The following is a 14,644-nucleotide window of genomic DNA, read 5'->3' as shown; positions in this document are numbered from 1 at the left end:
ATTACAAGCAGAGGTGAGCGTAAGGTGATATACCGCACACTCGCCTTATAACCGAAATTACTTCGATACGCGCTTGTATTTGATGCGGTGTGGTTCAGCTGCTTCAGGACCAAGGGTCTTCTTCAGCCATTCCATATACTCGTTGTAGTTACCTTCGTAGAAGTTTACTTGGCCTTCATCGCGGTAGTCGATGATGTGCGTAGCAATACGGTCTAGGAACCAACGGTCGTGCGAGATAACCATGGCACAGCCTGGGAACTCTAGTAACGCTTCTTCTAGAGCACGTAGTGTTTCAACGTCAAGGTCGTTGGTTGGTTCATCGAGTAGCAGTACGTTACCGCCAGCTTTAAGCAGCTTAGCAAGGTGTACACGGTTACGCTCACCACCAGAAAGCTCGCCGATAACTTTCTGTTGGTCTGAACCTTTAAAGTTAAAGCGTGAACAGTATGCACGAGCTGGGATTTCGAAGTTGTTGATCTTGATGATGTCAGCGCCTTCAGAAATCTCTTGGAATACGGTGTTCTTGTCGTTCATTGAGTCACGGAACTGCTCAACAGACGCCAATTTCACTGTTTCACCTAGCTCAATCGTACCTGAGTCTGGTTGCTCAGTGCCGCTCAGCATCTTGAATAGAGTCGATTTACCTGCACCGTTGGCACCGATGATACCCACGATTGCACCCTTAGGCATGCTGAACGATAGGTCATCGATAAGAACACGACCGTCGAATGACTTAGTCAGGTTGTTCACTTCGATTACCTTATCACCTAGACGCTCACCTGGCGGGATGAACAGTTCGTTGGTTTCGTTACGTTTTTGGTGGTCAGTGTTTTGTAGCTCTTCAAAACGCGCCATACGTGCTTTAGATTTCGCCTGACGACCTTTAGGGTTTTGACGAACCCATTCAAGTTCTTTCTCGATGGTCTTTTGACGAGCTTTTTCTTGCGACGCTTCTTGTTGTAGACGCGCATCTTTTTGCTCTAGCCATGAGGTGTAGTTACCTTCCCATGGAATACCTTCACCACGGTCAAGTTCTAGGATCCAACCCGCTGCGTTATCTAGGAAGTAACGGTCGTGGGTAATCGCAACTACAGTACCACTGTAATCAACTAGGAAACGTTCTAGCCATGCAACAGATTCCGCATCCAAGTGGTTGGTTGGTTCGTCTAGTAGTAGCATGTCTGGCTTTTCAAGAAGAAGACGACAGATAGCCACACGGCGACGCTCACCACCTGATAGGTGTTGGATCTTTTGATCCCATTCAGGAAGGCGAAGTGCATCAGCAGCACGCTCTAGCGCGTTATCTAGGTTGTGACCGTCTTTCGCTTGGATTAGCGCTTCTAGTTCACCCTGTTCTTTTGCTAGTGCGTCGAAGTCCGCATCTGGTTCTGCATACGCAGCGTATACCGCATCCAAGCGCTTAAGTGCGCCAGCAACATCTGCAACGGCTTCTTCAACGATTTCACGAACCGTTTTTGACTCGTCTAGTACTGGCTCCTGAGGTAGGTAACCTACGTTTAGGCCAGGTTGTGGACGCGCTTCACCATCGATATCAGTATCGATACCCGCCATGATACGTAGCAGAGTTGATTTACCCGCACCGTTCAGACCTAGAACACCGATTTTTGCACCTGGGAAGAAGCTTAGAGAGATGTCTTTAAGAATTTGACGCTTAGGTGGCACGATTTTGCTCACCCGCGACATGGTATATACGTATTCAGCCATTGCCGATCGTTCCTAAATTAACTGTCATTCAAAGCGTCTATTTTATACCAACTCCTTGAGTTTTGTTACCGGATTGCAAGAAATTAGCATCTCGTGTGATTTCTTCTTCATTGCTGACCGGAAACTCACAACTTTAGGGTATACACTTTTCTTGTTCACCTTAAATGCAAACACTGACAATTCATCAGGATGGATGAATTGTCTGGAATCTATTTGCCTTAAAGGGTTCTAAAGTTTTACGAGTACAACATTTATTACATCAAGTCGCTTTACAATAAGAACTTAATACGGTGTAAATAGATGCATATGCTTTATGACTTACCACGCCTGTATTCAGCAGTGGTGAGAAATGAAGTGAGAAACGTCTGGGGAAAATGACGCACATGAGATTCAACGTATCGGAATTGGCTAAAAGAGTATGCTACGCAGCCGCTTTATGTGCGGTAAGTGTGTCAGCAAACGCTGCGCTGAGCCTAGAAAAACAGCGCCAAGTTTATGAACAAGCTCAAGATTTATTAGACAAGAATGACATCGATGGCTATTTGTCTATCCGTTCTAAAATTGCCAGCTATCCACTCACCCCTTATGTGGATTATCGGGTGTTTCTGAGGCAATTATCGAGTAAGTCTCCACAACAGGTAGACGAATTTATTAGTGACCACGAGGCTTTTCCATTCTCACGTCGAATTCGCGCCCCTTACTTAGATAACCTTTATCGTCAGAAAGATTGGAAAACCATTACCGAGTTCCAGAAAGTGGAGCCAAGTGGCGAGCGTTACCAATGTATTTTCTACGTTGCTCAATTAAAACAAGGTAAGCAAGTCGCCGCATTTAAAGGCGCTGAGCATATGTGGTTGCGTGGAAAGAGTATCGCTGACGAGTGTGATCCGTTGTTCTCCGCTTGGGACAAAGCGGGGGAGCGTACCGATGAGTTGATTCTGCAACGCATGTTGTTGGCGTTTGATGCGCGCAATGGTGGCTTGATTAGCTACCTGCAGAAACTGCCAGAATCAGCCAAAGCGAAGCAGCAAGCTAAAGCAATGAAAGCGCTGTTTGATAAACCAGAAACGGTCGCTGCATTTGCTAAGAAACAACCGGCTAATGACTTCAATCGCGCTCAGAGTGAATATGCGTTAGAGAAATTGGCTCGTAAAAATACTAAGCAAGCGCAAGATGCGTATGCTGCGGTTGTGAAAGGTCAAAAGTTCTCCCCTGAGAAAGCGCAAGCTCTGGCTGACTACATTGCGATCCGTTTGATTCGTACTGAGTCGGACTCATTAGCAAATTGGCGTGATGATAAAACGAAGTCGAGTAAGAATTTACCCTTGATTGAAAGCCGCATTCGTTTGTCGATTCAAAACGGCGATTGGAAAGGCGTACAGAAGTGGATTGCGGTTTTAAATGATAAGGAACAGGCAACGCTTCGGTGGCAATACTGGCTAGGTCGTAGTGAAATCGCTTTGGGTGATGCAACTGCGGGTAAGCAACGTTTGTCGAAATTGGTCGGCCAGCGTAACTTTTACAGTGTTGCTGCGGCTAATGCGATTGGTCAGTCAATTAAGTACCCATCAAGTTCGGTTAAGTTAGACAAGAAAGCAGTTCAGCCATACCAGAAATCTTTGGCACGTATTGAAGAACTAATCGCGACCGACAAAATTGCTGCAGCGAAGAGTGAATGGACCCATTTGCTTCGTCGTGTGAGTAAACAAGAGAAAACGCAACTTGCCGCTTATGCTGCTTCTAAGCGTTGGCACAACCTCACCGTGATTGCGAGTATTCAGGCGGAAATGTGGGATAACATCCCATTGCGTTTCCCGGTGGCGCATCGCTGGTGGTTTAACTTCTACGCTGAGAAACACAACATCGACCCGATTACGATGATGTCACTCGCTCGACAAGAAAGTGCGTTGGATTCGGAGGCGCGTTCGCCTGTAGGTGCTCGTGGCTTAATGCAAATTATGCCTGCGACGGCTAAGTACACGGCGAACAAGTACAAGCTCAAATATCAAGGTACGCAAGACCTGTACAACGTGGGTAAGAACATCGAGATTGGTAGCCACTACTTACAAGGTTTGATGGAGGATTACGATAATAATCGTATTTTCGCGCTCGCTGCTTATAATGCAGGACCTAACCGAGTAAAAATGTGGCGAGATCGAACACAAGGAAAAGTCGACGCTTATTCCTTTATTGAAGCGATTTCATTTAAAGAGACGCGTGGTTATGTGCAGAACATTTTGATGTTTGAAACTTACTACCGCGACCTTTTAGGTGTAGATGGTTCGTTCTTGACCCCAAATGAGATCAATACCAAGTATTGAGTGAGGTAACTTGATGTCACACGAACCAGAGTACAAAGACTGGCAACAGATTGTCGAACTGATCCGTTCTAGCGTGGATAACCAGCAACACGAGATGTTGTTGACTATGTTAATGACGCCGGATGAAAGAGAATCGCTCACCGCACGCGTCAACATTCTGAATGAGTTGCTCAAAGGTGAGCTGTCTCAGCGTCAAATCAGTCAAATGCTTGGAGTGGGTATTGCCACCATCACTCGTGGTTCGAATGAGTTAAAGTCGAAATCTGATACGGACAAAGACAAACTCAAGACATTGCTAGAGCAGGGGGCTCAATAACCTTTGAGTTGAACTCTCTTCGTAGTCAGCAAAAAGGGCGGAATCTCCGCCCTTTTTCATATGTGCAATTCGCTGCTATGAGCTTTATAGCTCGTGATAAGCTCCTCGCAGTTATAGATTCGCTGGGAAATGTTCAGGGTTGGTAAAAGGAATCAACGCCAGAATCAAAGCTTGATGGTAGACCGAACTGCGCGTCAGTTGGTTTTGAGTCAGTAGACCAATGGCACCACCTTTCTGTTTGATGTTGTCGGTACCAAATACTGCATCCATCACGTCCCCAAGCTCATTGGCATGTTCCAGCTTTTGTAATACCTCAGGTGGCAACATAAGGCTTGCAGAGCGTGATTCCCCACGATGTGTGTCGGACTCAATCACCATCCAAGCAAAAGTGACTTTTCCTTCAATCCCTGCTTCTAAACCTACGTAGAAATCCGCCTTCGGCATTTCTGTTTTTGCGTTACGGACTCGGTTCAATGCGCCGAGATGAGTTTCTTCATTCGACATCGGTTGATCTGCGACTTCACTTGGAACGCTGACACCAACAAACTCAAAACTTTGCTCTGAGAAAGCACTTTGAAAAGCGCTCTCTACCGCTTTGATTTTTGCCGGGTTTAAGGAAGCGATTACGACCTTTTGGGTTGCCATGATCTTTTTACCTACCATGTTCTTTTTACTTACAATAGTCCGTTAGCTTAGTTTTACTTGAGTCGGCTTTACGTTCTCACTTGGATAGCAACCCAGTACTTTCAAGTGCTTAGTGATCTTTGTTAGCTCATCAATCGCTTGTTGCATCTCGTTAGAACCAAGGTGGGATTCTAGATCAACGTAGAACATTTCTTCCCATGGGTTCCCCATGATTGGACGCGACTCTAACTTGGTCATATTGATGCCGTAACGCTGAATAACCAATAGTGTTTGAACCAGTGAGCCTGCTTCTTGTGACGTCGACATGATCAGGGTTGTCTTAGCTGGGATCTGCGTGGATACCTCAACCGGTTTACGAGCAACGACGATAAAACGAGTATGGTTTTCAGTTTGGTTTGCAATGTTGCCTTGAATCGCTTGCAAGCCGTAAAGCTTACCGCTTGAAGCATTGCCGATTGCTGCTACGTCATCACGATTAAGCTCTTGTACCTTTTGCATCGCATCTGCAGTACTTGCACAAGACTCTAACTTCACACCTTTCATACGGCTTAAAAACTCGCTGCATTGCTGGTGTGGCTGCGGATGTGAGTAAAGTGTTTTGATGTTCTCGAGACGAATGTCTTTAGTCGCCACTAGGCAATGCTCAATCGGTTGAGTCAATTCACCAACGATGTACAGCGTCGTGTGTTGCAGTAGGTCGTAGACCTCATTGATAGAGCCTGAACTGGTGTTTTCAATTGGCAGAACACCATAATCAGCATGACCAGATTCGACGGTCTGAGTTACTTCTTTGAAGTGTTCACAGTTAAGTTCAATTAGCTCTGTGTTCTTGCGGCTGAAGTATTCGCGGCTAGCAAGGTGTGAATAAGAGCCCTTGGCACCAAGGAAAGCAACGCGAGCAAGAGGCTTGCAACTTTGCTGCGGATTAACCAAGTTCTGCAAGTAGCTTTGCTGAAGAAGAACAGAATCTTCAATGATGGTATGGAAAAGTTTGGTGATGTACTGAGCGTCGAGTTCGTATTTATCACGGCCGTTGGTGATCAGTTTTACTAGAAGTTGTTGTTCACGGACTGCATCACGAACAGGTTTCGACGTTTGAACTTTGCTTTTAGCGACTTCAATACTGAGCTTGCGGCGTTCTGACAACAGGCTTAGCAGCTCGTCATCCAGCTCATTCAAACGTAAACGAATTTCTTCTAGGGAAATAGGTTGGTCAGTCATCAATTCTTTCCTTATAAAAAAAGCCCCCCGATTTGGGAGGCTTTCTGTTTGTTTTTGACTTTTCTTTCACAAACGAGTTAGCCCCTCCAACTATGGAAGGAAAAAGAAGTCAAAAAGAAACAGGTTTGTTGAATGCATAAATAGTGCTTAATTTGTGAGTGTTTAAACACAATAAGCAAGCAGGCGGGGAGCGTCAAGCAAAAAAATAGCGCCTTTCGGCGCTACTTCCTCAATCTGGACGGTTTACTCTTCTTCTTCCACTAGCTCAGGCTTATTCGCACGTCGAGCTTCAGGTTTGTGGGTCAGCTTATTCAGTTGTCGTTCTAGTTTTTGCTCCACTTCATTGATAGCTGCGTAAAGATCTTCGTGAGTTGCTGAGGCGATTAGCTGGCCTTTAGGAACTTTAATAACGGCTTCGAATTTCTTCTGTTTGTTTGGTTCCTCACTGAAAGTTGCTTGGCATCCAATGATGTCTACTTGCCATTTCTCCAGCTTTTTAAATTTGCTCTCAATATGAGCACGGATTGCAGAGGTGATTTCGATGTTTTTACCAGTGATGTTCATTGTCATAAATGTTTTTCCTCTGTTTCATCCCTCATGGGTTGAATTCAGATTACCGCTTTGAGGATAAAAGAATGTGATCTAGATCGCTATTTTGAGCGGCTTTTTGGAGATGGAAAATGAATGTGATCTCACTCAAGAACTGCTGAGATTTATGTGAAAATTGCTTGTTATCGGATTCGAAATCATTAGATTGGATAGAGTACTGAGCTGAAAACTAACCCGTTTTTAGGGGAGTTATACGGCCTGTAATTCTAGTTAGTTAAAAATTAACCAGAACAAAGATGTGAATCAGATCACTCTTAAAGTGCACAGTAAGTTAGATTCAAAAACGCCGCTTAATTCGTTGAGCGGCGTTTTTGGTTTTCTATTAAGAGTTTCTCTGATTATGGGGTTTGACTGACTCTTCTCAGCGGCGTCATAAAAACGGGATCGTCTGGAACAAGTAAAACGTTATCCAGCGTTTTCGCGAGATCAAGGCTCTCTAGCTGCTTGTAGATCACGTAGTAGCGATTCACATTGGTCACATATCTTACGGTTTCCCCCAAGCTCCTACGCGTCACCACCTCAACGTTGTTAAACCAAACATTGGGATCGTAGCCTTGCTGAGCCGCGCGCTTACGCATTCTTTCAACGTTTCCTGGCCCGGCATTGTATGCCGCAAGTGTTAAGTAGAGTTTGTTCTCTTTGCTGATTGCCTCATCACTGAAGTAGTAGCGGCGCAGGAACGCCATGTATTTCACGCCTGCATGAACATTGTTTTCCAAGTTACGAATGTTTTTTATGTTTACGTTCGGGTCACTCGCAGTGCTTGGTAAGATTTGCATGATACCGACAGCGCCACGGCTAGACGCTAAGTTGTTATCGAACCCCGACTCTTGATAAGCCACTGCAGCGATCAGCAGATAATCAAAGTCGTATTTCTCCCCATATTTAGAAAACAGAGCAGAGAGCTTTTCAAGCTGAGCAATCTTTTTCGGGTTCAATGCCTTGTTCAACCAATTGGTGTTGTCGATGTATTTACCGTAAATAACGTTACCAAGTAAGGTGCCAGATTTGGCTGTGCGAATGAATTTGTTCACCACTTTCATTAGCTCAGGGCTGTCGTGACGCATTGCCCAAGCGATTTCACCGCCTTTGCGGATTGGGATTTTGGTATGAGCACGGATATCGTCCATAAAGCTCATCCACAACTTGGCTTTGTGGCTATCAAGAACGATGGCTTTGACATAACCATTGTTGAGCATTCCTACCAGTTCGTAGTCTTGTAGTGTTTCTTCTACGAAATGGACAACAACAGGTGGTAAGCCTTTCTTATTAAGTTGCTTGTTTAATGCCTGAATGCTCTCGAAGTAACTTGAACTGGCACGTACCCATATTTCTTTGCCGCTTAGCTGATCAAGCTTGGTCATCACAGGTGTTTTTTTATTGGTGATTACCCATTCTTCAATTCCCGTAATGGCAGGATCACTAAAATCAACCAACTTCTTACGTGCGTCGGTAATGGTGAGATTCGCAACAACCAAATCTCCTAATCCTTGTTCAAGGGAGGGAAGCAGCTCATCACGAGATACAGGAATGATTTGAATATTGATTTTAGGTTTGAGTTTACGAAGATCTTTTTCGAAATGAGCCAGTAACTCTGCACCAATGCCTTTTGGCTCCCCACCTTCGATGTAATAGAAACCAAGATCGGCAGACACCAAAACTCGTAGAACATTTTTCTCTTTAATAATGTCGAGATCGCCGGTGTAAGGTGGTTGTCTGAGAGGGGACAGTTCGAGCGCAAAACTCGAAGTGGAGAGTAGGATCAACAGTCCCGCCCATAGCTTTGATAGGGTCACGTTCACATCCATGTTAATGGTGGAGGAGAACTTTAAGCATATGTGTTGCTTAAAAAACCATCAAGTAAGTGAATGTGGTAACGAGAAAGGATAAGACAAAATTGATGAGGGTTGAAAACAAAACCGCCACAGTTTGGGCTGTGGCGGTTTAGGATTAGTTTGCTGGGTTAAGCTTGATAAGCTCTTCCGTTCTTGCAACGGCGTCATCCAGTTTCAATTGCTTGTAGGCTTCTAACTGAATCTCAAGTGATTTGCGCGCTGCTTCTGTATCAGGGAACGCTTTTTGAAGCTCTTGAGAACGGTTGATCGCTGCAATCCAAGCTTCACGACGCAAGTAGAAGTCTGCCGTCGCTAGATCGTAGTTTGCAAGACGGTTCTTTAGCGCCACCATACGTTTCTGTGAATCTTCCGCATATGGACTGTTTGGGTAACGCTCTAGCAGTTTTTTGAAGTCATCAAATGCTTTCTTCACTGGCTCCGGATCACGGTCACTACGATCAACATTGAACAAGTCATGCATGAAGTTACGGTCTTGCGCCATGTGGCTCAAACCACGCATGTACAAAACCCAGTCCATTTTTTCGTGAGTTGGGTTCAAACGCATAAAGCGAGAGATCGTTGCCAGACCTAATGCTAGGTCATCGTTTTTGTAGTACGCGTAGATAAGGTCAAGTTGTACCTGCTCAGAGTAGGCACCAAACGGGTAACGCGAATCCAAAGCTTCTAATTTCTCGATGGCAGAAAGCCAGTTACCGCTTTGCAGAGAAGTTTGAGCGTCTGCATACAGTTCAGAAGGTGGCACATCAGGAACGATTTCTTCTTTGCTTGCACAGCCAAACAGAAGGGATACCGCTAAAAGGCCTGTTAAAGTCTGATGTTTCATATCAGGAGTCTGTTCCTTGAATCTAAATATTTCTTAAGCTGCCGTTACTTTCTTTCCAGTAACAGATACAATGACGTAATAGTCTATTTTTCCACAGTCGTGAGCATTAGTCTCACAGTTTTTAAAAAAGTTCGATATGGCTCAGCAGATTGTTTTAACCAACACCGTAAAAGATAGCCAATTAGGTCAACGTTTAGACCAAGCTATCGCCGAATTATTCGCGGACTTCTCTCGCTCTCGCTTGAAAGAGTGGTTGCTTGCAGGGAAAGTACAAGTGAATGGTGAAGTTGTCACTAAACCTCGCACCAAAGTAATGGGTGGCGAGGAAATTACCTTGCAAGCCGAGCTGGAAGATGAAGAACGCTGGGAAGCACAAGATATCCCGCTAGATATCGTCTACGAAGATGAAGACATCATCGTAATCAACAAGCCTCGTGATTTTGTAGTACACCCTGGCGCGGGTACGCCAGACGGCACAGTACTAAACGCATTGCTGCATCACTACCCAGATATCGCAGAAGTACCTCGTGCAGGTATCGTGCACCGTCTGGATAAGGACACTACAGGTCTAATGGTGGTCGCGAAAACTGTTCCGGCACAAACTCGTCTAGTACGCGCGCTGCAAAAACGTAACATCACTCGTGAGTACGAAGCGATTGCAATCGGTCGTATGACGGCGGGCGGTAAAGTAGATAAACCAATTGGTCGTCACTCTACTAAACGTACGCTAATGGCGGTTGCCCCAATGGGTAAACATGCTGTTACTCACTACCGTGTGGCAGAACATTTCCGTGAGCATACACGTATTCGTTTGCGTCTAGAAACGGGCCGTACACACCAAATCCGTGTACACATGTCTTACCTACAGCATCCACTATTAGGTGATACTGCTTACGGTGGTCGTGCTCGTATCCCAACTGGCGCATCACAAGAGTTAACGGAAATGATCCGTGGCTTTGACCGCCAAGCTCTGCACGCGGTAATGCTTCGTTTTGAACACCCTGTTACTGGTGAAGAGCTAGAATTCCACGCTCCAGTGCCTGACGACATGGTAGAAATGACAGAAGCGCTGCGTAAAGATACAGAAGAGTTCGGTCTACCTGACGAGTTCTAATATGAAGACAATTATTCCTAACTGGCCAGCACCAAAAAACGTAAAAGCCTTCGCCTCTACCAGAGTCGGTGGCTTTTCGACGGCGCCTTATCAAGGGCTAAATTTGGGTGCGCATGTAGGGGATGACTTGTCCATCGTAGAAAAGAACCGTGACTGGTTGGCGCAACAAGCAAAGATGCCTAGTGCGCCAATCTGGTTGAACCAAACCCATTCTACAGTGGTAGCTCAAGCAAGCGCTCCTACAAAGCAAGTACTGAATGCGGATGGTGTGTTTACCTCTTCAAGTCAGGTTGTTTGTTCGGCCATGACGGCGGATTGTTTGCCTGTTCTATTAACCAATACGCAAGGTACCCAAGTAGCGGCTGTTCATGCTGGTTGGCGCGGCTTAGCAAATGGCATTGTTGAAAATGCATTAGAGTTGTTTTCTGGAGAGGTAATGGCGTGGCTTGGTCCAGCAATTGGCCCTCAAGCATTTGAAGTCGGTGAAGATGTTCTGCAAGCCTTTGTGGATTTTGATTCACAAGCTCATCAAGCCTTTACACCTCGTGATATTGAAGGGAAGTGGCTGGCGGATATGTCTAAGCTTGCAACTCAACGTCTCAACAAACTTGGTGTCACTCAAGTATTTGACTCTGGCCTGTGTACTTTCCAAGACAAAAATGACTTTTATTCCTACCGCCGTGATGGTGTGACAGGTCGACAAGCCACTTTTATTTGGATTGAGGACTGATCACTACAACGCAAAAGTGTTGAGATGCATAGCTTCATTTTTGCAAAGCTATCTTTATTAATTCACTCCCTTGAAATTCCCGCTCTGCGTATCCATCTTTCTAACTGTCAAAAGAATTTTCTTAAGTTGAGGTTAGGAAGAAAGATATGCGTCTTGATAGATTCACAAGTAAGTTTCAAATCGCTATCTCTGATGCTCAGTCACTAGCGTTAGGGCGCGATCATCAATATATCGAACCTGTGCACCTAATGGTGGCATTGCTTGATCAGAACGGTAGCCCAATTCGTCCACTGCTAACCATGTTAGATGTTGACGTGACTCATCTACGCTCTAAATTGAGCGAAATGTTAGACCGGCTGCCTAAAGTAAGTGGCATCGGCGGTGATGTTCAGCTGTCTAGCTCTATGGGGACAGTTTTCAATTTGTGCGACAAAGTGGCTCAAAAGCGTCAGGACTCCTACATCTCTTCCGAAGTCTTTTTGCTTGCAGCATTAGAAGACCGTGGCCCACTTGGTCAGCTATTAAAAGAGATGGGCTTGACCGAGCAGAAAGTTAGCCAAGCGATCGAAAAGATCAGAGGTGGTCAAAAGGTCAATGACCCGAACGCGGAAGAACTACGCCAAGCATTGGAAAAGTTCACCATAGACCTAACAGAACGCGCAGAGCAGGGTAAGTTAGATCCTGTTATCGGCCGTGATGATGAAATTCGCCGTACCATCCAAGTATTGCAGCGCCGTACTAAAAACAACCCTGTGATCATTGGTGAACCCGGTGTGGGTAAAACCGCTATCGTTGAAGGTTTGGCTCAACGCATCATTAATAATGAAGTACCAGAGGGGCTACGTGGCCGCCGCGTACTTTCGTTAGATATGGGCGCACTTGTTGCAGGTGCAAAATACCGTGGTGAATTTGAAGAGCGTTTGAAGTCGGTATTGAATGAGCTAGCCAAAGAAGAAGGCAACGTCATTCTGTTTATTGATGAGCTTCATACCATGGTTGGCGCGGGTAAGGGTGAAGGCTCAATGGATGCCGGTAACATGCTAAAACCAGCATTGGCTCGTGGTGAGCTCCACTGTGTTGGCGCAACTACATTGGATGAATACCGCCAATATATAGAGAAAGATGCGGCACTTGAGCGTCGTTTCCAAAAAGTGCTGGTGGATGAACCAACGGTTGAAGACACGATTGCCATTCTTCGTGGTTTGAAAGAGCGTTATGAGCTTCACCATCATGTAGAGATTACCGACCCAGCGATCGTGGCAGCGGCAAGTTTGTCGCATCGCTATGTTTCGGATCGTCAGTTGCCTGATAAAGCGATCGACCTTATTGATGAAGCCGCTTCTAGTATTCGTCTACAGATCGACTCTAAACCAGAATCGCTCGATAAACTCGAACGTAAAATCATTCAGCTTAAGATCGAACAGCAAGCACTGAGTAACGAGCATGATGAAGCAAGTGAAAAACGCTTGGACGTACTTAACGACGAGTTGAACGAGAAAGAACGTGAATATGCAGAGCTAGAAGAAGTGTGGAATGCAGAAAAAGCAGCACTATCTGGCACTCAACATATTAAAAGTGAGTTAGAGCAAGCCCGAATGGATATGGACTTTGCACGCCGAGCTGGTGATCTAAACCGCATGTCGGAACTGCAATATGGCCGTATTCCTGAGCTTGAAAAACAGCTCGATCTTGCTACTCAAGCTGAAATGCAAGAGATGACGCTGCTGCGTAACAAGGTGACGGACAATGAGATTGCAGAGGTACTCTCTAAGCAAACGGGTATCCCCGTTTCTAAAATGCTCGAAGCAGAAAAAGAAAAACTGCTCCGCATGGAAGAGGTTCTGCACAAACGCGTGATTGGTCAGGCAGAAGCGGTTGAAGTGGTGTCTAACGCAATTCGTCGTAGTCGAGCTGGCTTATCCGATCCAAACAAACCGATTGGTTCCTTCTTATTCTTAGGTCCAACAGGTGTGGGTAAAACAGAACTATGTAAGACACTCGCGAGCTTCATGTTTGATAGTGAAGACGCCATGGTACGTATCGATATGTCCGAGTTCATGGAGAAACACTCTGTGGCGAGATTGGTTGGTGCGCCTCCGGGTTATGTTGGCTATGAAGAAGGTGGCTATTTAACAGAAGCAGTTCGCCGTAAACCTTATTCTGTCATCCTATTAGATGAAGTAGAGAAGGCACACCCAGATGTGTTCAATATTCTGCTGCAAGTATTGGATGATGGTCGGCTAACTGATGGTCAGGGTAGAACGGTGGATTTCCGTAACACTGTAGTGATCATGACTTCGAACTTGGGTTCTGCTCGTATCCAGGAGAACTTTGCGACGTTGGATTACCAAGGTATTAAGAATGAAGTAATGGATGTGGTTAGCAAGCACTTCCGCCCAGAGTTTTTAAACCGTGTTGATGAAAGCGTGGTCTTCCATCCTCTTGGCCAAGAGCACATTAAGTCGATTGCTTCTATTCAGCTAGAGCGTCTAGCGAAACGCTTAGAAGAAAAAGGTTATCAATTAGAGGTATCCGAGAAAGCCCTCGATTTGATTGCTCAAGTTGGTTTCGATCCTGTCTATGGTGCGCGACCTTTAAAACGTGCAATTCAACAGAATGTTGAGAACCCATTAGCGAAATCAATCTTGGCTGGTCAAATATTACCAGATAAGAAAGTACAGCTGATTGTGAACAACGACCAAATTATCGCTCACCAGTAATTTCACTAATGCAGTGAAAAGTGAGACGAAGTTCAAGGTTTAGGGGGCGGTAGCCCCCTTTTTGATGCACTTTTATCGAGTTTTGATTGTTTTCTATACGAACAAACTAAAAAGATAAGTTTTTTTGAAAAATAGGGTTGTGTTCCTAAACGAACTCCCTATAATGCGCCTCCGTTGTCACGGGAAAGCAAACAAAGCGAAGCCGAGATAACAAGGTCAGTGAGTTAGGAAGTAACTCACAGAGAAATAACTTAAAAAAGTGTTTGACACGATAAGTTATCTCGCTAAAATGGCCGTCCACTTTGAAGAGAACTTCAGAGTGTGCTCTTTAAAAACAAGAACCTATCAATCTGTGTGGGCACTCGTTGATGATAATCCAATTAGATACTTCGGTATCAAATTAGGTTTCAATGATACGAAGTGACCATTGAATCGAAAGATTCAGCACAGTCAATTCAAACATTACTTATGTAATGTTCAGTATTCATTGAGCCGAACAAAATCTTAAATTGAAGAGTTTGATCATGGCTCAGATTGAACGCTGGCGGCAGGCCTAACACATGC

The 14,644-nt window shown here is 45.1% G+C and carries 11 protein-coding genes and 1 other annotated feature; of the genes, 5 read left to right on the top strand and 6 right to left on the bottom strand.

The genetic code is table 11. The features are described from left to right. Positions 1-57: 57 nt before the first annotated feature. Positions 58-1,725, bottom strand: a complete 1,668-nt coding sequence (gene ettA / locus QTO06_RS07395; protein ID WP_038888999.1) for an energy-dependent translational throttle protein EttA — start codon at positions 1,723-1,725, stop codon at positions 58-60. 374 nt (positions 1,726-2,099) lie between these two features. Here ettA and QTO06_RS07390 point away from each other — a divergent pair, with 374 nt between their 5' ends. Both QTO06_RS07390 and trpR read left to right on the top strand, forming a co-directional pair. Beyond that, a complete protein-coding gene (locus QTO06_RS07390; protein ID WP_331407317.1) occupies positions 2,100-4,046 on the top strand; it encodes a transglycosylase SLT domain-containing protein in 1,947 nt (648 codons plus the stop codon). Positions 4,047-4,059: 13 nt separating this feature from the next. Beyond that, a complete protein-coding gene (gene trpR / locus QTO06_RS07385; protein WP_005425333.1) occupies positions 4,060-4,362 on the top strand; it encodes a trp operon repressor in 303 nt (100 codons plus the stop codon). Positions 4,363-4,473: 111 nt separating this feature from the next. Here trpR and yjjX read toward each other — a convergent pair whose 3' ends face one another. The 5 genes from yjjX to QTO06_RS07360 form a co-directional block, all read right to left on the bottom strand. Next, a complete protein-coding gene (gene yjjX, locus QTO06_RS07380) occupies positions 4,474-5,007 on the bottom strand; it encodes an inosine/xanthosine triphosphatase (protein ID WP_033000294.1) in 534 nt (177 codons plus the stop codon). A 42-nt stretch (positions 5,008-5,049) separates the two neighbouring features. Continuing rightward, positions 5,050-6,228: a prephenate dehydratase gene (gene pheA / locus QTO06_RS07375; RefSeq protein ID WP_331407316.1), complete on the bottom strand. Its 1,179-nt coding sequence runs from the start codon at positions 6,226-6,228 to the stop codon at positions 5,050-5,052. A 13-nt stretch (positions 6,229-6,241) separates the two neighbouring features. Beyond that, positions 6,242-6,363 (bottom strand) — a sequence feature (Phe leader region). A 108-nt stretch (positions 6,364-6,471) separates the two neighbouring features. After that, positions 6,472-6,798 (bottom strand): ribosome hibernation-promoting factor, HPF/YfiA family, encoded by a 327-nt coding sequence (gene hpf, locus QTO06_RS07370; protein ID WP_005447957.1) that lies wholly within the window; start codon positions 6,796-6,798, stop codon positions 6,472-6,474. A gap of 377 nt (positions 6,799-7,175) precedes the next feature. Next, the gene (locus tag QTO06_RS07365) at positions 7,176-8,645 is read right to left on the bottom strand and encodes a lytic transglycosylase F (protein WP_331407315.1); all 1,470 of its coding nucleotides are present in this window, start codon (positions 8,643-8,645) and stop codon (positions 7,176-7,178) included. 142 nt (positions 8,646-8,787) lie between these two features. Next, entirely contained in the window at positions 8,788-9,516 is a 729-nt protein-coding gene (locus QTO06_RS07360; protein ID WP_005425318.1) for an outer membrane protein assembly factor BamD, read from the bottom strand. A 136-nt stretch (positions 9,517-9,652) separates the two neighbouring features. Here QTO06_RS07360 and rluD point away from each other — a divergent pair, with 136 nt between their 5' ends. From rluD to clpB, 3 genes are all read left to right on the top strand, one after another. Then, a complete protein-coding gene (rluD, locus tag QTO06_RS07355; protein WP_005440614.1) occupies positions 9,653-10,630 on the top strand; it encodes a 23S rRNA pseudouridine(1911/1915/1917) synthase RluD in 978 nt (325 codons plus the stop codon). A gap of 1 nt (position 10,631) precedes the next feature. After that, entirely contained in the window at positions 10,632-11,360 is a 729-nt protein-coding gene (gene pgeF, locus QTO06_RS07350; protein WP_078607822.1) for a peptidoglycan editing factor PgeF, read from the top strand. A 146-nt stretch (positions 11,361-11,506) separates the two neighbouring features. Further along, positions 11,507-14,080, top strand: coding sequence for an ATP-dependent chaperone ClpB (gene clpB, locus QTO06_RS07345; RefSeq protein ID WP_050910935.1), 2,574 nt, complete (start codon positions 11,507-11,509; stop codon positions 14,078-14,080). Positions 14,081-14,644 lie beyond the last annotated feature (564 nt).

Source organism: Vibrio sp. M260121, from assembly GCF_036533715.1.
In the GTDB taxonomy this organism is placed as follows: domain Bacteria; phylum Pseudomonadota; class Gammaproteobacteria; order Enterobacterales; family Vibrionaceae; genus Vibrio.
Note: the sequence above shows the minus strand (reverse complement) of the source record. Positions and strands in the feature narration are given on the sequence as shown.